This is a genomic window from Caballeronia sp. ATUFL_M2_KS44, from assembly GCF_023630965.1.
GTDB lineage: Bacteria > Pseudomonadota > Gammaproteobacteria > Burkholderiales > Burkholderiaceae > Caballeronia > Caballeronia concitans.
The window spans coordinates 1,253,563-1,273,032 of sequence record NZ_JALQEA010000006.1 but is presented as its reverse complement, the minus strand read 5'-3'; the positions used below and the strand labels follow the sequence as shown (position 1 = coordinate 1,273,032).

The 19,470-nt window shown below is 63.9% G+C and carries 19 protein-coding genes; 3 read left to right on the top strand and 16 right to left on the bottom strand.

Features of this window, described 5'->3' with window-relative positions; all coding sequences use genetic code 11:
• The 8 genes from nikC to guaB all read right to left on the bottom strand — a co-directional run bounded on the left by nikC (position 1) and on the right by guaB (position 8,993).
• Positions 1-939 carry a nickel transporter permease gene (gene nikC / locus NCR39_RS06110; protein ID WP_502800166.1) on the bottom strand — a complete coding sequence of 313 codons (939 nt, stop codon included), beginning with the start codon at positions 937-939 and terminating at the stop codon, positions 1-3.
• An 18-nt stretch (positions 940-957) separates the two neighbouring features.
• The gene (locus tag NCR39_RS06105) at positions 958-1,998 is read right to left on the bottom strand and encodes an ABC transporter permease (protein WP_250451479.1); all 1,041 of its coding nucleotides are present in this window, start codon (positions 1,996-1,998) and stop codon (positions 958-960) included.
• A gap of 23 nt (positions 1,999-2,021) precedes the next feature.
• Positions 2,022-3,623, bottom strand: a complete 1,602-nt coding sequence (locus NCR39_RS06100; protein WP_502800165.1) for an ABC transporter substrate-binding protein — start codon at positions 3,621-3,623, stop codon at positions 2,022-2,024.
• A 24-nt stretch (positions 3,624-3,647) separates the two neighbouring features.
• On the bottom strand, positions 3,648-4,211 hold the full coding sequence (gene ddpX / locus NCR39_RS06095; protein ID WP_250451308.1) for a D-alanyl-D-alanine dipeptidase: 564 nt from the start codon (positions 4,209-4,211) through the stop codon (positions 3,648-3,650).
• A gap of 116 nt (positions 4,212-4,327) precedes the next feature.
• Complete coding sequence (gene thpR, locus NCR39_RS06090; RefSeq protein ID WP_250451307.1) at positions 4,328-4,888, bottom strand: RNA 2',3'-cyclic phosphodiesterase; 561 nt, start codon at positions 4,886-4,888, stop codon at positions 4,328-4,330.
• 35 nt (positions 4,889-4,923) lie between these two features.
• Entirely contained in the window at positions 4,924-6,507 is a 1,584-nt protein-coding gene (gene guaA, locus NCR39_RS06085) for a glutamine-hydrolyzing GMP synthase (RefSeq protein ID WP_250451306.1), read from the bottom strand.
• A 153-nt stretch (positions 6,508-6,660) separates the two neighbouring features.
• Complete coding sequence (locus NCR39_RS06080) at positions 6,661-7,491, bottom strand: hypothetical protein (protein WP_250451305.1); 831 nt, start codon at positions 7,489-7,491, stop codon at positions 6,661-6,663.
• 41 nt (positions 7,492-7,532) lie between these two features.
• Positions 7,533-8,993 carry an IMP dehydrogenase gene (gene guaB, locus NCR39_RS06075; RefSeq protein WP_040049411.1) on the bottom strand — a complete coding sequence of 487 codons (1,461 nt, stop codon included), beginning with the start codon at positions 8,991-8,993 and terminating at the stop codon, positions 7,533-7,535.
• Between the two features lie 196 nt (positions 8,994-9,189).
• On the opposite strand from guaB, the gene NCR39_RS06070 reads away from it, so the two are divergent.
• Complete coding sequence (locus tag NCR39_RS06070) at positions 9,190-10,176, top strand: DMT family transporter (RefSeq protein WP_250451304.1); 987 nt, start codon at positions 9,190-9,192, stop codon at positions 10,174-10,176.
• A 23-nt stretch (positions 10,177-10,199) separates the two neighbouring features.
• Here NCR39_RS06070 and NCR39_RS06065 read toward each other — a convergent pair whose 3' ends face one another.
• Positions 10,200-10,529, bottom strand: coding sequence for an RnfH family protein (locus NCR39_RS06065; protein ID WP_250451302.1), 330 nt, complete (start codon positions 10,527-10,529; stop codon positions 10,200-10,202).
• Positions 10,526-10,963 (bottom strand): type II toxin-antitoxin system RatA family toxin, encoded by a 438-nt coding sequence (locus tag NCR39_RS06060; RefSeq protein WP_250451300.1) that lies wholly within the window; start codon positions 10,961-10,963, stop codon positions 10,526-10,528. The genes NCR39_RS06065 and NCR39_RS06060 overlap by 4 nt, the downstream gene beginning before the upstream one ends.
• 119 nt (positions 10,964-11,082) lie before the next feature.
• Between NCR39_RS06060 and smpB the strand changes: the two genes are divergently transcribed.
• Positions 11,083-11,532: an SsrA-binding protein SmpB gene (smpB, locus tag NCR39_RS06055; protein ID WP_250451299.1), complete on the top strand. Its 450-nt coding sequence runs from the start codon at positions 11,083-11,085 to the stop codon at positions 11,530-11,532.
• A 33-nt stretch (positions 11,533-11,565) separates the two neighbouring features.
• On the opposite strand, the gene NCR39_RS06050 is transcribed toward smpB, so the two are convergent.
• From NCR39_RS06050 to ppsA, 3 genes are all read right to left on the bottom strand, one after another.
• Positions 11,566-12,492: an SPFH domain-containing protein gene (locus NCR39_RS06050; RefSeq protein WP_250451477.1), complete on the bottom strand. Its 927-nt coding sequence runs from the start codon at positions 12,490-12,492 to the stop codon at positions 11,566-11,568.
• Positions 12,493-12,516: 24 nt separating this feature from the next.
• Positions 12,517-12,948, bottom strand: a complete 432-nt coding sequence (locus NCR39_RS06045; protein WP_250451476.1) for an NfeD family protein — start codon at positions 12,946-12,948, stop codon at positions 12,517-12,519.
• A 97-nt stretch (positions 12,949-13,045) separates the two neighbouring features.
• Positions 13,046-15,463, bottom strand: coding sequence for a phosphoenolpyruvate synthase (ppsA, locus tag NCR39_RS06040; RefSeq protein WP_250451298.1), 2,418 nt, complete (start codon positions 15,461-15,463; stop codon positions 13,046-13,048).
• 492 nt (positions 15,464-15,955) lie between these two features.
• On the opposite strand from ppsA, the gene ppsR reads away from it, so the two are divergent.
• Complete coding sequence (gene ppsR, locus NCR39_RS06035; RefSeq protein WP_040049404.1) at positions 15,956-16,774, top strand: posphoenolpyruvate synthetase regulatory kinase/phosphorylase PpsR; 819 nt, start codon at positions 15,956-15,958, stop codon at positions 16,772-16,774.
• A gap of 7 nt (positions 16,775-16,781) precedes the next feature.
• Here the strand turns inward: ppsR and NCR39_RS06030 are convergent, their stop codons facing one another.
• Genes NCR39_RS06030 through lpxB form a run of 3 tightly spaced genes read right to left on the bottom strand, consistent with a single transcriptional unit; the run spans position 16,782 to position 19,465 of the window.
• Positions 16,782-17,561, bottom strand: a complete 780-nt coding sequence (locus tag NCR39_RS06030) for a TrmH family RNA methyltransferase (RefSeq protein WP_250451297.1) — start codon at positions 17,559-17,561, stop codon at positions 16,782-16,784.
• 24 nt (positions 17,562-17,585) lie between these two features.
• Positions 17,586-18,299, bottom strand: coding sequence for a ribonuclease HII (gene rnhB / locus NCR39_RS06025; RefSeq protein WP_250451296.1), 714 nt, complete (start codon positions 18,297-18,299; stop codon positions 17,586-17,588).
• Positions 18,299-19,465, bottom strand: coding sequence for a lipid-A-disaccharide synthase (lpxB, locus tag NCR39_RS06020; RefSeq protein ID WP_250451295.1), 1,167 nt, complete (start codon positions 19,463-19,465; stop codon positions 18,299-18,301). Before lpxB ends, rnhB begins: the two co-directional genes overlap by 1 nt.
• Between the last annotated feature and the right edge of the window lie 5 nt (positions 19,466-19,470).

The following is a 19,470-nucleotide window of genomic DNA, read 5'->3' as shown; positions in this document are numbered from 1 at the left end:
TCAGCCACCCTGGCGCGGATCGAAGACGTCGCGCAGGCCGTCGCCGAGCAGATTGAACGCGAGGCTCACGGCGAGAATCGCGAGGCCGGGGATGGTCGCGACCCACCAAGCATCCAGCAGCACGTTGCGTCCCGACGCGACCATATAGCCCCATTCCGGGCTCGGCGGTTGCGCGCCCAGCCCCAGGAAGCCGAGCCCCGCGACGGCGAGAATGATGCCGGCCATGTCGAGCGTCGCGCGCACGATCACCGACGACGAGCACAGCGGCACGATATACCGCAGCAAAATCCGCGTATGCGATGCGCCCGCGAGCCGCGCCGCGTGGATGAAGTCCGCGCCCGTGAGCCTGAGCGATTCCGCGCGCGCGAGCCGCGCATAAGGCGGCCACGCGGTAATGGACAGCGCGATGACCGCGTTCAGCACGCCCGGCCCGAGCGCCGCCGCGAAGGCCAGCGCGAGCACGATCTTCGGGAACGCGAGCGCGACATCGGTGACGCGCATGAGCACGGTATCGACGAAACCGCCGCAATAGCCCGCCACCGTGCCGATCAAAAGGCCCACCGGCACCACGAGCACGACGACGAGCATCGCGATGGCGAGCGTGAGGCGCGAACCGTGCACGAGCCTCGACAGGATGTCGCGCCCGAGTTGATCCGTGCCGAACCAGTGCGCGGCGCCCGGCGGCGTGAGACGTTCAGCGAGCACCTGGCGCAGCGGATCCTGCGTGACGAAGAGCGGCCCGACCGCCGCGACCACGACGAGTAGCAGCAGAATCGCGAGTCCCAGCATGCTGAGCGGATTCGACGCGAAGCGCCGCCACCGTCGATACGCGCGGCCGAGCGCGGCTTGCCGCGGGGACGCGGGCGTGTCGGTCAGAAGCCATGCGCGCCATGGCGTTCGCGATGGTTTCATCGGCGTGCGACCGGCGGGCGTTTGCATGCGACGGCGTCCTCCATGTCAGCGTGCGCGCGGATCGAATACGCGGTACAGCGCATCCGTCAAGAGATTCAGCGCGATGAACGTCGCGCCGATCACGAGCGTGCTGCCGAGCACCGCGTTCATGTCGCCGTTGAGCAGCGCGCCCGTCAAATATGAGCCGATACCCGGCCACGCGAACACGATTTCCGTCAGCACCGATCCCTCCAGCAAATAGCTATAAGCAAGCGCGATCACCGTCAGAAGCGGCACCGCGATATTGCCGAACGCATGACGCCAGATCACGCGGCGCTCGGGCAGGCCCTTGGCGCGCGCGGTCGTCACGTATTCCTGGCTCAATTGTTCGAGCATGAACGAGCGCGTCATTCGCGAAAGATAAGCGATGGAATAGAACGCGAGCACGCCCGCCGGCAGCGCGATATGCGAGAACGCGTTGGCGAACACGTCCCACTCGCGCGCGATGAGGGAATCGATCAGCAGGCTGCCGGTGCGCGTATCGACCATGCCGTCGTAGAGCGGATCGATGCGCCCCGGCCCCGACACCCAATGCAGCCGCGCGTAGAACAGCAGCAGGCCCATCAGCGCGAGCCAGAACACCGGCACGGAACTGCCCGCGAGGCCGATCACGCGCGCGACGTGATCGACGATACGGTTATGCCGCACCGCCGCGATCACGCCGAGCGGCACGCCTATCGTCACGCCGATGAACGTCGAGAGCGTCGCGAGTTCGAGCGTCGCGGGAAACACGCGGCGGATGTCGTCGACGACCGGATTCGCCGTCAATAGCGACACGCCCAGATGCCCGTGCAGCACATCGCGCGCGTAGATGAGGAATTGATCGACGAGCGGCTTGTCGAGGCCGAGCTGCACGCGCGCCGCCGCATACGCCGCCGCCGATGCGCGATCGCCGAGAATCGCGAGCACGGGATCGATCGGAATCTTGCGGCCGATGAAGAATGTGATCGCGAGCAGGCCGGTGAACGTGACGGCGAGCATCGCGATCCAGCGCATCAGCGCAAGCGCGGCCCGCACGCCGCCGCGATGCGCGTTCGCGGCTCTCATGCGCTCGATGAACGGCAATGCGCTCACTGCTTCTTCAGATCGCGATACGACACGAGATCGTTGATCGGCCCGACCTCCAATCCGCTCACGTCCGGCCGCGCCGCCACCTGCGACACCTTCTGAAACATGATGACGAACGGCGACTTCGCGAGCATCTCGCGCTGCATCTTTTCGTAAAGTTGCGCGCGTTTGGCCGTCGAGCTTTCGGCGAGCGCCGCGTTGGTTTCCTTCGTCAGGTCGGGAATATTCCACGCGTTGCGCCACGCGAGCATCTTGAAGCTCGATGCATCCGAGTTATCCGGATTCCACGCGAAACCTTGCGCGTTGCTGTGCGGATCGATGTAATCCGCCGACCACTCGCCGATATAAATGTCATGCGCCCGCGCGCGGTATCGGCCGAGCGTCTGCTTGTTGTCGCTCGGAACGAGCTGCACCTTGATGTTCGCGAGCGCGAGATTCGCCTGCACCGCCTGCGCAATTTCGCTGTACGGATAATCGTTGCGCACGTCCATCTTCACGGTGAAGCCGTTCGCGAGACCCGCTTTCGCGAGCAGCGCCTTTGCCTTCGCGACGTCCTGGTGATACGGATTCTCGTTCAGCGCGCCGAGGAAACCTTCGGGCAGGAACGTCTCGTGGACCTTGTACGTCGTGCGGATCACGTTCTTCTGGATGCCCTGATAGTCGATCAGCCACTTCATCGCTTCCCAGACTTCCGGCTTCGCGAGATTCGGATTTTTGTTGTTGAGGCCGAGATACATGAGCGTGGCTTGCGGCACGGCCGTCGCCTTGATGACGCCGTTCTTCGAGAGCGTGTCGAGATCGTCCGGGCTGAGATCGCGCGCCACGTCGATGTCGCCGTTCTGGATCATCAGGCGCTGGCTCGCGGCTTCGGTCACGTGCCGAAGCACGATGCGCTTCATCGCGAGCGGCAGACGATAGCCGTCGAACCGTTGCAGCACGATGCTGTCGTTCGCGGTCCACTTCACGAGCTTGTACGCGCCCGATCCGGCTTCGTTCGTCTTGAGCCATTCGTTGCCGTAGTCGTTGCCCTTCTGATGCGATTCCGCCAGCTTGCGATCCACCACCGACGCGGGCCACGAGCCGAGCACGTTGAGCACGAAGGTCGGCGCGTAGCGTTGATCGGTGGTGATGGCGACGGTCGTATCGTCAATCTTCTTCACGTTCTGCAGCGCGTTCGCTTTCGTGATGCCGATGCCCGCGAGCACCGCCGCCGCGCCCTTGTCCAGCAACGCGGTGCGCTGGATGGACCATGCGACGTCGTCGGCCGTGAGCGCATTGCCCGAATGGAACTTGAGGCCGGAGCGAAGCTTGAACGTGAACGTGAGTCCGTCGGGGCTGACGGTCCACGACTGCGCGACATCGCCGTTGAACTTCGACGGATCTTTCAGATCGACGCGCACCAGACGGTCATATGTGTTCGCCACGTACTCTTCGGGCACGAGTTCGTAGATTTCGCCGGGATCGAGCGTCGTGAATTCGTCGAGCAGCGTCGCCATCACGAACATGTCCTTCGGCGTGGCTGCCTGCGTGGGAAGCGTGTACGTGGCCGTCAGCGCCGCCGCGAGCGCCGCCATCGCCAATACTTTTCGCGCGCCGTGCGTCATCTCGTCTCCTGTCGGGATTGGGGATTACATCAGCCGCAACGGGCCGCTTTCTTCGTTGTCGATGAGCGCGAGATCGCGCGAGCCGGGCAACTCGTAATGCCACCACTCGCTCGCGATATGCGTGAAGCCCGCGCCGTGCATCACGCCGAGCAGCAGTGTGCGGTTGCGTTGCACGTGCGCCGGCAAGCCGGGGTAGAAGTGCGCGGACTCGGCGACCATCGCGTCGAAGCCGGTGCCCATGTCGAGCGCCTCGCCGTTTTCGTCGATGAGCGTCAGGTCCACCGCCGTGCCGCGGCTATGGTTGGAGCCGCGTCCGAGTTCGGCGATGAAATTGGGATCGGGAAGAAAGTCCCACAGCACTTTTTGCGCTTGCGGCGGGCGGTAGGCGTCGAAGATCCGAAGCGTCATGCCGAAGCTCCGCGCGGTGTCGACCGCCTTTCTGAGCGCGGCTTCGGCGGGTTCGAGCAGCAGGCAGTGCTGCGCCTTGTAGATGGGCTTGCCGGTGAAATTGCGATCGGTCGCGTAGACGAGGTCGATCTGGACGTGATGCGTTTCCGGTGTGACGTGCAGCAGACGGGATCGAGTCATGTAATCGGAATCCTGGCGTTTTCTTACGTCTTTGTCGCATCGATCGGTGTCGATAACGCTAACCATAACCCGGACGATAAATCCGCGAAACTGTTTTGTCCGATCCGGTGAGTCCGCTACGACGCGAGCGGCCAGCGAAAGAGGACTTCGTGCTGCGATCGCCCGAGCAGGCTGCGCACGAGCGCGAACTCGCGCACGGTCCATTCGATCGGCGCGATGGATCGGCGCGCGACGCGATGCTCATCGTAAAGCACGGTCACATGCGGGATGAAACGGGGATGGGATTTGACGAAGATGCCGGCGGTTTGCAGCGCCTCGCCGAGCGTATCGACGAAGGCGGTGAACGCTTCGTCCGGATCGCCCGCGATGACGAGCGGACGCTTCGGCCGGCGCGACGCGAAGCTCTCGATGCGGTCGAGCGTGACGTGAAACGGCGGCATCGCGATGGCCGATGCCGCCGCGCGCGCCTGTTCGATGGCATCGGCAGGCAGGCCCGCGAACGCGCCGAGGTAATGCAGCGTGATGTGCAGGCGATCGGCTGCGATCGGCGTCGCCCAAAGGCCGTGCTCGATGCGGATGCGCGCCGCCTCGTCGCGGATGCGGGAAGCGGCGGATTGGTCGGGGTAGACGGCGAGGAAAAGCGAGTCGGTGGGACGGGCGGGCTTGGGAGCGCTCATCGCAATGACTCGCTTGGATTGGGCCGTGGGCTAGTTCATTCCCACTCGATCGTCGCCGGCGGCTTGCCCGAAATGTCGTACACCACGCGATTCACGCCGCGCACTTCATTGATGATGCGATTGCTCACATGCCCCAGCAGCTCATGCGGCAGATGCGCCCAGTGCGCCGTCATGAAGTCCAGCGTCTGCACCGCCCGCAGGGCGACGACGTATTCATACGTGCGGCCATCGCCCATCACGCCGACGCTCTTCACCGGCAGGAACACCGCGAACGCCTGGCTCGTCAGGTCGTACCACGACTTGCCCGTTGCCGGATCGATGGTCTCGCGCAGCGTCTCGATGAAGATCGCATCGGCCTTGCGCAACAGGTCCGCGAACTCACGCTTCACTTCGCCGAGAATTCGCACGCCGAGGCCCGGACCGGGGAACGGATGGCGATACACCATCGCGGGCGGCAAGCCGAGCTTCACGCCCAGTTCGCGCACTTCGTCCTTGAACAGTTCGCGCAGCGGTTCGAGCAGCTTCAGATTGAGCGTCTCGGGCAGGCCCCCGACATTGTGGTGACTCTTGATGGTATGCGCGCCCTTCTTGCCCTTGCCCGCCGACTCGATCACGTCCGGGTAGATCGTGCCTTGGGCGAGCCACTTCGCGTCCGTGAGCTTGTTGGACTCGGCGTCGAACACTTCCACGAACTCGGCGCCGATGATCTTGCGCTTCGCTTCCGGATCCGTCACGCCCGCGAGCTTCGACAGGAACGCTTCGCTCGCATCGACGTGAATGACCTTCACGCCCAGATGATCCGCGAACGTGGACATCACCTGCTCGGCTTCGTTCTGACGCAAGAGGCCGTGATCGACGAACACGCACGTCAGTTGATCGCCGATCGCGCGATGCAACAGCGCCGCCGCCACCGACGAATCCACGCCGCCCGACAGGCCCAGGATCACGTGCTCGTCGCCGACTTGCGCGCGGATCTTCTCGACGGCTTCGTCGATGTAATGCCCCATCTCCCAATCCGCCTTCGCGCCGCAGAGTTCGAGCACGAAGCGGTCGAGCATCGCGCGGCCCTGCACCGTGTGCGTGACTTCCGGATGCCATTGCACGCCGTAGAAGCGGCGATCGTCGTCGGCCATCGCGGCGATCGGGCACGCGGGCGTCGAGGCCATCAGCTTGAAACCGGCCGGCAGGTCCGCGACCTTGTCGCCGTGGCTCATCCAGACCTTGAGCATCGCCTCGCCTTTGGCGTCGCGGAAATCCTCGATGCCTTCCAGAAAGCCGGTGTGATTCAGCGCCTGCACTTCCGCATAGCCGAATTCGCGCACCTTGCCGAGCTCGACCTTGCCGCCGAGCTGGTCGGCCATCGTCTGCATGCCGTAGCAGATGCCGAGCACCGGCACGCCCAGATCGAAGACGATTTGCGGCGCGCGCGGCGACTTCGCCTCGGTGACCGAGTTCGGCCCGCCCGACAGGATGATGCCCTTCGGCGCGAATTCGCGGATGAACGCCTCGTCGACGTCATACGGATGGATTTCCGAGTAGACGTGCGACTCGCGGATGCGCCGCGCGATCAGTTGGGTGACTTGGGAGCCGAAATCGAGAATCAGGATTTTGTCGTGCATGGCTGCGGGCAAAGGCTAAGTGAACGAATGAGGTGTCGGCCGAAGAACGTGCGTGTGCGCGACTCTTCGCCAGATAAATCGACGGCCGGCGCGAAGGCCGACCGTGTTTGTGCTTGCCGCTTGCGTGCGGCTTTTGCTGCTGCGTGCGCGCGTTCAGCGTGGCGCTCCGCTGGCCGGATCGGGAACGACGCGCCCCGTCAGCGGATCGACACGCCGGCCCGTCGCCGGATCGATATCGCCGCTGATCACCGGATCGATGCGCTTGCCGGTGACCGGATCGATTTCGCGGCCTGTTTGCGGATCGAGCGTGCGGCCGGTGACCGGATCGACCATGCCGGCTTCGCTTCGCACGCGCGACGCCGGTGCGGGCGTGGCGCCGTCCACCGGGCGACCCGCCGGATCGACCGCGCGGCCGGTAATCGGATCGATGCCCGTGACGTCGGGCGCGCGCGCCGTCGGACGAACCGCGGTATCCGGCGGCGTCGGCACGGTCACGACGGGCGGACGCGTCGCGTCACGCGTTCGCGCGGCCTTCTTCTCCGCGCGTTCCGCCGATGCCGCCCCCACCGCCGCCGCGCGCTCGCGCCGCCGCACCGCCGATGCGAGCCGCACGCTGCCCAAGCCCAGCACCAACAGCACGATGCCGATGAGCGCGGCGCTCACCTGCCCGAAGCCGTCGACTTCCGGCGTGCGCAGTCCGAGCAGCCAGACCAGCACGACGATGCCCGACAGCCACTGCACGTGACCCGACGCTTTCGCGGCCGCCGCAGTCAGCGCGCCGTCGATGGCCGCGTGCAGCGAAATCCACGAGAACCCGATCAGCGCGATGCCGAGCAACTGCCCCGCGAACGCAGGCGCGATGCGCATCGCGCCGATTTGCAGCGCGTCGTACAGCCCGGCCCAGGGCGTCAGCAGGAACAGCACGCCGAACACCACGAAAATCAGGGCATTGACGACCAGCACGACGCGCAGCAACGGTTTCATGATGGTTCCACCGGGGTTATCGATGCATTATTCGACGCGTTTCAATCGACGTGATAGTTCGGCGCTTCCTTCGTGATCTGCACGTCATGCACGTGCGATTCACGCATGCCGGCCGCCGTGATCTGCACGAACTCCGCCTTCTCGTGCAGTTCGGCGATGGTGCGGCAGCCGCAATAGCCCATGCTCGCGCGCACGCCGCCGACGACCTGGAACAGGATGGCGTTGACCGAGCCCTTATAGGCCACGCGGCCTTCGATGCCTTCCGGCACGAGCTTGTCGATGTTCGCCGAATTGTCCTGGAAGTAGCGGTCCGCCGCGCCGTCCTTCATCGCGCCGACCGAGCCCATGCCGCGATACGCCTTGTACTGGCGGCCCTGGAACAGGAACACGTCGCCCGGCGACTCTTCGGTGCCCGCGAGCATGCTGCCCATCATGACGACGTTCGCGCCCGCCGCGAGCGCTTTCGCGACATCGCCCGAGAAGCGCACGCCGCCGTCCGCGATACACGGCACGCCGCTGCCGCGCAGCGCTTCCGACACGTTGGCGATCGCGGTGATCTGCGGCACGCCCACGCCCGCGACGATCCGCGTCGTGCAGATGGAGCCGGGGCCGATGCCGACCTTCACCGCGTCCGCGCCGTATTCGACGAGCGCTTTCGCGGCCGCCGCCGTCGCGATATTGCCGCCGATGACCTGCACCCGCGGATAGTTCTGCTTGACCCAGCGCACGCGCTCCAGCACGCCCTGGCTGTGGCCGTGCGCCGTGTCGACCACGATCACGTCGACGCCTGCCTGCGCGAGCAGATCGACGCGCTCTTCGTTGTCCGGACCCACGCCCACCGCCGCGCCCACGCGCAGCTTGCCGTCTTCGTCCTTGCACGCGTCCGGGTTCTCGGTCTGCTTCGTGATGTCCTTCACGGTCATCAGGCCGCGCAGTTCGAACGCGTCGTTGACCACGAGCACGCGTTCCAGACGATGGCTATGCATCAGCGCCTTCGCTTCGGCGAGCGACGTGCCTTCCTTGACCGTCACGAGACGCTCGCGCGGCGTCATGATGTTGCGCACCGGCTCGTCCAGACGCTCTTCGAAACGAAGATCGCGGTTCGTCACGATACCGATGAGTTGCGCGCCTTCCACCACCGGAAAACCGGAAATGCCGTGCTGCTGCGTCAATGCGATCACGTCGCGCACGCGCATTTGCGGCGGCACGGTAATCGGATCACGCACCACGCCCGATTCGAAGCGCTTGACCTTCGCGACTTCGCGCGCCTGTTCTTTCGCGGTGAGATTCTTGTGGACGATGCCGATGCCGCCCATCTGCGCCATGGCGATGGCGAGCCGGCCTTCGGTGACCGTGTCCATGGCGGCGGACACGAGGGGCATGTTCAGGGAGATGTTGCGAGTCAGCTGGGATTTCAGGCTGGTGTCGCGCGGGAGAACGCTGGAGAACGCGGGCACGAGGAGCACGTCATCGAACGTGAGTGCTTTCTGGATCAGACGCATGGCAAATCCTATGGGCGCAAAAGCAGATTATACCGATAGTTCCCCGGGTTTTCACTGTCTGGACAGCAGCTTACGCCATCTCCGTGCAAAGATCGGGCCAGTTTTCCGCCCGCTCGCGGTGCAGGTTTCGACAAGACGCCCGCCCGGTGGCGCGTGTAACCTCCGCCGTCGATCGGATCAAGGCAGGAGTCGGGCAATGCAGCGCGGTGTGATGTACGGAATGCTGGCGGGCGCCATCTGGGGTTTCATCTTTCTCGCGCCGCGCCTTCTGCCGGATTTTTCCCCGCTGATGCTGAGCATCGGGCGTTATCTGATGTACGGCGCGGTATCGGTGGCCGTCGCGTTGCCGTTCGCGCGCAGGCTCCTTGCCAAGTTGACCCGTGCGGATCTCGTCGCGCTCGTGAAGCTCGCGCTCGTCGGCAACCTGCTCTACTACATGCTGCTTGCGAGCGCGGTGCAGCTCGTGGGCGTGGCGCCGTCGTCGCTGATCGTCGGCATTCTGCCGGTGACGGTCACGCTCGCCGGCCGACGCGATCACGGCGCGGTCGAACTGAAGCGCCTCGCCGCGCCGCTCTTCCTCGTGCTCGCGGGCATCGCGTGCATCAATTTCGACGTGTTCCGCGACGTGCTCGGCGGCGTCACCCCGCATCCAGGCGATGCGCCCGCCACGAGCGTGCTCACGCGCGTCGCCGGGCTGGCGTGCGCCGTCGGCGCGCTGGCGTCGTGGACGTGGTACGCGGTCGTCAACGCGCGCTATCTGCAGGCGAATCACCACTTCGACGGCAACGAGTGGTCCGTGTTGTGGGGCATCGTGACGGGCGTGCTCGGCGCGGCGCTCGGTGCGATCGTCTGGATGTTGCCCGCCGGGACGGTGCAGGCGGCCGTGCCGGACACGCGCTGGCACGTGTTCTGGATCGTGTGCGCGGCGCTCGCCACGGGCGGATCGTGGCTCGGCAACATGCTGTGGAACGCGGCGTCGAAGCGGTTGCCGCTCACGCTGTCCGGTCAGATGATCGCGTTCGAAACGCTTTTCGCGCTGCTCTACGCTTTCGTCTACGACGGCCGATGGCCGCGCGTGCCGGAAGTGCTGGCTATCGTGCTGCTGCTCGCGGGCGTGAGCTGGTCGGTGCGGCAGCACGCGGTCGAGCCGGCTGCGACGGCGAAGGAAGCGCCGGCGCATTGAATCGACGCCGATTCAGCGCCGTGTCAGCGCGAATCCTTCGACTGCCACTTGCGGCCTTCGATCGATCCCGCCTTGCGCGCCTTGTCGACGCGTCTCTGACGCGCCATCTTCGGATCGACCTTGAGCGGCCGGTAAATCTCGACGCGATCCAGGTTCGTCAGCGTCGCGTCCAGCGTCTTCAGCTTGCCGAACACGCCGACTTTCTGCGTCGCCAGATCGATCTCCGGGTGTGCGTTCAGCACGCCGCTCGCCTCGATCGCTTCGCGCACGGTCGCGCCGTCGCCGAGATCGACGTGCGCATAGAAACTGTCGCCGCCGGGCAGGCCATAGCAAACATCGACATGCAGGTTCATTTCTTGCCGTAGCGCTGGTCGGCGCGCTTCACGAAGGAATCGACGAAGGTGTTCGCGATATGGCTGAACACCGGCCCGATGATCTTCTCGAGGATCAGGTTGGCGAACTCGTAGTGCAGCGCGAATTCGATCTTGCAGGCATCGGCGCGCAACGGCGTGAATCGCCACGACCCCGTGAACTTCTTGAAGGGGCCGCTCAGAAACTCCATGTCGATATGCGTCGGACGCTTGTGCACATTGCGCGTCGCGAAGTGCTGCTTGATGCCCTTGAAACTGATGTCGATCTTCGCTTCCATGCCGTTTTCGTCATGACGTCCGATCTCGACGCCGCCGCACCACGGCAGGAAGTTCGGGTAATCGGCGACATCGGTGACGAGGTCGAACATTTCTTCCGCCGAATGACGGATCAACACGGTTTTCTGGACGTCGGCCATAAGGGCGCAGCGGGTGGCTTGAGAAGGTGGCGGCGCGTGCGGCCCGCGAAGACGGCTTCGTCTGTCAGGCGGCGCGCTGCTAAAATCGTGATTTTAAACGAGTTGGGCACTTTCCATTCATGAGCATCATTGACAACAGAAAAGCATTCTTCGATTACTTCGTCGAGGAACGCTACGAGGCCGGTCTCGTGCTCGAAGGCTGGGAAGTCAAGGCGCTGCGCGCAGGCCGCGCGCAGATCAAGGAAGGTTATGTCGTCATCAAGAACGGCGAGCTTTTTCTGATCGGCACGCACATCAGCCCGCTGCCCGAGGCATCGAAGTTCGCGAATCTCGATCCGGTACGCACGCGCAAGCTGCTGTTGCATCGCGAGCAGATCGACAAGCTCATCGGCAAGGTGGAGCAACGCGGTCATACGCTCGTGCCGCTCAACTTTCACTACAAGGAAGGGCGCGTGAAGTGCGAGATCGGGCTTGCGAAGGGCAAGAAGCTGCACGACAAGCGCGAGACGGAAAAGAAGCGCGACTGGGAACGCGAACGCGGCCGTCTGATGCGTACGGCAACGCGATAAAAAACGGGGCGCTCATGAGCGCCCCGTTTTGTTTTAGCTCTTCCGAATGACTCCGCCGCCCTCGCCTTTCACGATTGCGAGCGCCGACGCGATCATCGAACTCATATCCGACAAGTTGCCCGGCACGATCAGCGTGTTGCCCGTCTTCGCGATGTTGCCGAACGCGCCGACATACTGCTCCGCGACCTTCAGATTGACGGCTTCCATGCCGCCCGTCGTCTGGATTGCCGCCCCAATCTTCTCGATGGCCTGCGCATTCGCTTCAGCCACCGCGAGAATGGCCGCTGCTTCGCCCTGCGCCTGATTGATCGCCGCCTGACGCTCGCCTTCGGACTTCTGGATTGCGGCCTCGCGCGCGCCCGACGCCAGATTGATCTGCTCCTGCTTGCGCCCTTCCGATGCTGCAATGAGCGCGCGCTTCTCGCGCTCGGCCGTGATCTGCGCCTGCATCGCGTGAAGAATTTCCTTCGGCGGCGTCAAATCCTTGATTTCGTAGCGCAGCACCTTCACGCCCCAGTTCGACGCGGCTTCATCGAGCGCATTGACGATGCTGTGATTGATGTACTCGCGCTCCTCGAACGTCTTGTCCAGTTCCAGTTTGCCGATGACCGAGCGCAGTGTCGTCTGCGAAAGCTGCGTGATGGCGATCACGAAGTTGCTCGATCCATACGACGCCTTCATCGGATCCGTGACCTGAAAATACAGCACGCCGTCCACCTGCAGTTGCGTGTTGTCGCGCGTGATGCAGACCTGACTCGGCACGTCGAGCGGAATCTCCTTGAGCACGTGTTTGTAGGCGATTCGATCCACGAACGGCAGCACGATGTTGAGCCCCGGCGTGAGCGTGGCGTGATAGCGACCGAGCCGCTCGAGCACCCATGCGTGCTGCTGCGGAACGATCTTCACCGTTTTCGACACGATCACGACCGCGATGACGAGCACGATCAGCGCGAAGTACATTGACATCTTTTTCTCCTTATCAAGCTAGCGTTTGGCGGCCACGATGAGGCGATTCCCGTCGAGCGCCGTGATGCGATAGAGCCGCGCCCCTTCCGATTCGCCCGGTGCGAGTTCGACGTCCCATTGCGCGCCGCGATACATCGTCCGCGCGCGACGGTCGCGCCATTGATCGACTTCGACGGTCGCGCCGATATCGAGGTTGACGGCGGCATCATGCGAAGCATCGCTGCGCCGCTTCCAGTTGCCGAAGCGCGAACGCCGCAGCACCACGACCGCGATCAGCGCGATGACCGCCGCCGCGCCCATCTGCACATGCGGCAGCGCACCGGCCACGAACGCGATCCCGCCCGCGATCATGCCGAGCGCGATCATCAGCAGATAAAACGTGCCGGTGAACAGCTCGGCGACGATCAAGGCGCCCGCCGCGACCCACCAGAACAAGCCGCCCGTTAGCATCATGGGTCTCCAAACGAAAACACCCCGGACCAGTCCGGGGTGTTTTTTATAGCATGCCGCGCTTATGCGTAAGCAAGCGGAAAGGCGCGATTACCACTCATTTTGACAAGGTCTTCGCGAGTTGCTGCCACGTGTCGATGATCGTGTCCGGGTTCAGCGACATCGATTCGATGCCTTCCTTCGCCAGCCACTCGGCGAGGTCCGGATGATCCGACGGCCCCTGCCCGCAAATGCCCACGTACTTGTTCAGGCGCAAACACGTTTCGATGGCGCGCTTCAGCATGAACTGCACCGCTTCGTCGCGCTCGTCGAAGTCGGCGGCGAGCAGTTCCATGCCGGAGTCGCGGTCGAGGCCGAGCGTCAACTGCGTCAGGTCGTTCGAGCCGATCGAGAAGCCGTCGAAGCGCTCCAGGAACTGCTCGGCGAGAATGGCGTTGGACGGCACTTCGCACATCATCACGAGCTTGAGGTCGTTGACGCCGCGCTCCAAACCGAACTTCTTCAACAGTTCGACCACGCGATCCGCCTGCTTCAGCGTGCGCACGAACGGCACCATGATCTGCACGTTGTCGAGACCCATCTCCTCGCGCACCTTCTTCAGCGCGATGCATTCCATATGGAACGCCTCGGCGAAGTCTTCCGCGATATAACGCGATGCGCCGCGGAAACCGAGCATCGGGTTCTCTTCGTCCGGCTCGTAGCGCGAACCGCCGATCAGCTTCTTGTACTCGTTCGACTTGAAGTCCGACAGACGCACGATGACGGGCTTCGGATAGAACGCCGCCGCGATGGTCGCGATGCCTTCCGTCAGCTTGTCGACGTAGAACGCTCGCGGCGATGCATGACCGCGCGCGACGCTCTCGACCGCCTTCTTGAGGTCCGCATCGACGTTCGGGTACTCCAGAATCGCCTTCGGATGCACGCCGATGTTGTTGTTGATGATGAACTCGAGCCGCGCGAGACCCACGCCCGCGTTCGGCAACTGCGCGAAGTCGAACGCGAGTTGCGGGTTGCCGACGTTCATCATGATCTTGACCGGAATCTTCGGCAGTTCGCCGCGCTGGACTTCGGTCACTTCGGTTTCGAGCAGGCCGTCGTAGATCTTGCCTTCGTCGCCTTCCGCGCACGACACGGTGACGAGCGCGCCGTCCTTCAGCACGTCCGTTGCGTCGCCGCAGCCGACCACCGCCGGCACGCCCAGCTCACGCGCGATGATTGCCGCGTGGCAGGTGCGCCCGCCGCGATTCGTCACGATTGCCGATGCGCGCTTCATGACCGGCTCCCAGTTCGGGTCGGTCATGTCGGCGACCAGCACGTCGCCCGGCTGCACGCGCTCCATCTCCGACGGATCGTGAATGACGCGCACCGGACCCGCGCCGATCTTCTGGCCGATCGCGCGGCCGGTTGCGATGACGTTCGACTGGCCCTTGAGCTTGAAGCGCATCTCGGCCTTGCCGGCTGCCTGGCTCTTCACGGTCTCCGGACGCGCCTGCAGGATGAACAGCTTGCCGTCGCGGCCGTCCTTGCCCCACTCGATGTCCATCGGACGCTGATAATGCTTCTCGATGATCACCGCGTACTTCGCCAGCTCGATCACGTCTTCGTCCGAGATCGAGAAGCGGTTGCGCTGCTCGTGCGGGACGTCGACGGTCTTGACGCGGCCCGGCTCGCCCGGCTGCGTGAACTCCATTTTGATGAGCTTCGAGCCGATGGAGCGGCGGATGATCGGATACTTGTTCTGCGCGAGCGTGGTCTTGAAAACGTGGAATTCGTCCGGATTCACCGCGCCCTGCACGACCGTTTCACCCAGGCCGTAGCTCGACGTGATGAACACGGTTTCCTTGAAGCCCGATTCGGTGTCGATGGTGAACATCACGCCGGCCGCGCCGACGTCCGAGCGGACCATGCGCTGCACGCCCGCCGACAGCGCGACTTCAGCGTGAGTGAAGCCCTTGTGGACGCGATAAGAGATAGCGCGGTCGTTATAGAGCGACGCGAACACGTGTTTCATGCGATCGAGGACGTCCTCGATGCCGATCACGTTCAGATAGCTTTCCTGCTGGCCCGCGAACGATGCGTCGGGCAAGTCCTCGGCGGTCGCGGACGAACGCACGGCGAACGAAAGCTCTTCGGGCGAGCCCTTTTGCAGGACTTCGAATTGACGGCGGATTTCGTCTTCGAGACGCGGCTGCAGCGGCGCGTCGACGATCCACTGGCGGATTTCCTTGCCGCACTCGGCAAGCGCCTTCACGTCGTCGACGTCGAGCGTTTCGAGACGTTTGGCGATGCGGTCGGTCAGGTCGTTATGCTGCAGGAAGTCGCGGAATGCGAGCGCGGTCGTGGCAAAACCCGTCGGCACGCTGACGCCGGCTTCGGAAAGCTGGCTGATCATTTCGCCGAGCGACGCATTCTTGCCACCGACGATTTCCACGTCGGTCATTCGCAACTGCTCGAATGGAACTACATACGCCTGATCCTTTGCGACATCGTTCGCAACATTGACTGCGTTAGTCATACAAGCCCCTAAGGTGGATGGAATTCACGATCGCACGAGTGGGCTCGCATGCGGCGGCGCTCATTGGAAGCGCCGCCGCATCTCGTACAACCTGTTTGATAAGCCTTCGCGGAAGTCATGCGCCCGCGCGATTGCCGCGCGAAGCAAAAGAAACGAATGAAGCGGCCGGCCGAATGTGCTCGAAATCATGGGTTTCCTACCGCAAAATCCACGAAATACCGGCGATTCGACGAAAATCCGGTTCAAATTGTCCGCAATTGCTTATCGAACAGGTTGCCGCTATTCTACCGTGCCGATTATCAAATTTGTCTCGGCAGGGACAGTAATTCCACGGCAAAATCGAGGTGTTTGACGCCTCAGGGTTCGCCCGCGCACATGAACGCACACGCACGGGCCGACCAATGTAACACAGGGTCTCGCAGGAACGCCGTGTCGCTGGCGTCACCGTTCGAGCGCCCTCCATGCAACTCGTTCCCTTCTGATCACCCGCCGATGCCGCCTTCCGTATTCATCGTTTCCGACGGTACCGGGATCACTGCCGAAACCTTCGCGCATTCGATCCTCGCCCAGTTCGACCAAAAATTCCGGCTCGTGCGCGTGCCGTTTGTCGATTCCATCGACAAGGCGCACGCCACCGTCGAGAAGATCAACGAAGCCGTCTCGCTCGACGGGCGGCGGCCGATCGTCTTCACGACGCTCGTCGACAGCGAATCGAACGAGATCGTCAAGCGCTGCAATGCGCTCGTGCTCGACATGTTCCAGACGTTCATCGAGCCGCTAGAACACGAATTCGAGATCAAGTCGACGCACGCGATGGGCCGCGTCCACCAGAACGCCGATACCGAGGAGTACAAGAACCGCATCGAAGCGATCAACTTCTCGCTCGCGCACGACGACGGCCAGTCGAACCGCAACCTCACCGAAGCGGATGTGATTCTGGTCGGCGTATCGCGCAGCGGCAAGACGCCGACGAGCCTCTATCTGGCGATGCAATACGGTGTGAAGGCGGCGAACTATCCGCTGATTCCCGAAGACTTCGAGCGCGGCAAGCTGCCGACGCCGCTTCTGGATCATCGCGAGAAGATGTTCGGGCTGTCCATCGATCCGCAGCGGCTCGCGGAAATCCGCAACGAACGGCGGCCCGGCAGCAAGTACGCCGCGCTGGAGAATTGCCGCTACGAGATCAACGAAGCGGAAAGCATGATGAAGCGCGAAGGCATCAAGTGGCTCTCGTCGACGCACAAGTCGATCGAGGAAATCGCCACGACGATCCTGCAGGAAATCAAGCCGGAGCGTCCGTCGTACTATTGACGAAGCGTCAACCGCGCTGCTGGCGGCATTGCTCGAAAAGACAGATCGCCGCCGCAGCCGCCACGTTCAGCGACTCCATGCCGCCCGGCTGCGGAATGGTCACGCGATGCGTCACGGCATCGCGCCACACCGGCGACACGCCCGCGCCTTCGTTGCCGAAGACCCACGCGAGCGGCGACGCGAGATCGCAATCGTAGATGGCCACGGCGCCGTGCGAATCCGTGATGGTGACCGGCACGTCGAGCCGCGCGATGAGATCGGCCGGCTCGGCCTCCTCGAAAATTTCCAGCAGGAAGTGCGCGCCCATGCCCGAGCGCAGCACCTTCGACGACCACGCGTACGCCGTCCCCGGCGCGCAGAACACACGCGTGATGCCGGCGGCGGCGGCGCTGCGCAGAATGGAACCGACATTGCCCGCGTCCTGAAGGCCGTCGAGAATCACGCAGGTTTCGCGCACGCGCTCAGGCAAAGCGGCGTCGATCTTCTCGACCAGCAGCAACATGCCGACGCCATGCACGACGCTTGAAAGCTGGCCGAAGAGCGCATCCGGCAGAACGACCACCCGCTTTTCCTCGATACGCGCCACGATTTCGCGCGCTTCCGCGTGCGTGAGCGCGCCTTCGGTGACGACGCACGTTTCCGGCTGGCCGGCCGTATCGAGAAAAGCGGACGCCAGATGCAGACCTTCGAGCAAAGCATGGCCGCTTCGGCGCTGCTGCGCGGTGGAGCCGGCGAGCGCCTTCAGGCGCTTATAGAGCGGATTGTCCCGCGATGTGATGGATTTCACGTTGATTGAGCCGCGGTCGGAACGTCAGAACGCGAGCGCGTCGGAATCGCCGTCGAGCGTCTCGGCGGCGTGCAGCACTTCCGGCGCGATCTCCGGCAGCACCGAACCGAAGAAGAGCGCATGCGCCTCGCGCACCGGCGCGAACGACCGGCGATGATGCTCACACGGTCCGTGCTCGCGCAACGCCTTCAGATGCTGCGGCGTGCCGTATCCCGAATGCGTCGCGAAACCGTAGACGGGAAATGTCTCGTGCAACTCGACCAGCATGCGGTCGCGCGTGACCTTCGCGAGAATCGATGCCGCCGAAATCTGCTTGACGAGCGCGTCGCCGCCGATCACGGCTTCGCTGCGAATCGACAGCGTCGGGCAGCGGTTGCCGTCGACCTTGACGAGCGTCGGCGCCACGCCGAGACCCTCGACCGCGCGCTTCATCGCGAGCATGGTCGCGTGCAGGATGTTGATGGTGTCGATCTCTTCGACGCTCGCCGACGCAATGCAGAACGCCAGCGCGCGATCGACGATCTTCTCGTAAAGCTCTTCGCGCCGCTTGGCGGTCAGCGCCTTGGAGTCGTCGAGGCCGTTGATCCGGGGTTTGGCCGGATCGAAGATGACGGCTGCGGCCACGACCGGCCCGGCGAGCGGACCGCGCCCGGCTTCATCGACACCGCAGATGATGTCGAACGGCGAACTGAAATCCAGCCAGCCCTGCGTTTTTTGCTGACTGGCCTGACGCGCCATTACCGCGCCCCTCGTGTTTCCAGCACTCGCGCGACCGCCTCGGCCGCCCGCTGCGACGTGTTCTGCCGCAGCGCGATGTGCATGTCCGTGAAAATTTCTGTCAGCGTACGGCGGTTGGCGTCGTCGTTCAACTGTTTCAGCGTGGCGTCGGCGAGCGCTTCGGGCGTCGCGAAATGCTGGAGAATTTCCGGCACGACGAAACGCCCCGCGAGAATGTTCGGCAAGCCGACGTAAGGCAGATAACCCTGCCGCTTCATGATCTGGCCCGTGAGCCAGGGCACCTTGTACGAGATGACCATCGGCTTCTTGAGCAGCGCGGCTTCGAGCGTCACTGTTCCGCTTTTCACAAGAATCGCGTCGGCGGCGGTCATTGCGGTTTGCGCGCGGCCATCGGTGATCGTGAGCGACAAATGCGGATGCGCGTCCACGAGCGGCTGCAGCAGTTCGCGCAGCGCCGGGTTGGCGGCGGGCATCAGGAAGCGCACGCCCGGCTCGCGAAGCTGCATCAGCTCCATCGCGTCGAAGAACGTCGGGCCGATCAGCGCGATCTCCGAGCGCCGGCTGCCCGGCAGCACGGCGATCACCGGACCGCCTTCCGCGATGCCCAGTTCGCGCCGCGCGCTGGCCACGTCCGGTTCGAGCGGAATTTCATCGGCGAGCGGATGGCCGACATACGTCGACGCCACGCCCGCTTTCTGCATCAGCGCGGTCTCGAACGGAAACACGCACAGCATATGATCGACGGCCTTCACGATCTTCTTGATTCGCCCGCCGCGCCACGCCCAGATGGACGGACACACGAAATGCACGGTCGGAATGCCCGCCTCGCGCAGCGGCTGCTCCAACCCGAAGTTGAAGTCGGGCGCATCGACGCCGACGAACACCGACGGCGGCTCCGCCAGCAACTGCCGCTTGAGTTCGTTGCGAATGCCGAGGATTTCGGGAATGTGCCGCAGCGCTTCGACGTAACCGCGCACGGTGAGCTTGTCCATCGGCCAGTGCGCTTCGAAGCCCGCCGATGTCATGCGCGGTCCGCCGATGCCGCTATACCGCGTGCCGGCGGGCAACAGCGCCTGCAGGCCGTTCAGCAGCGACGCCGCGAGCAAGTCGCCGGAGGGCTCGCCCGCGACCATCGCGATGCGCGGGGCAGTGGTGATCAGCGTCATCGAAA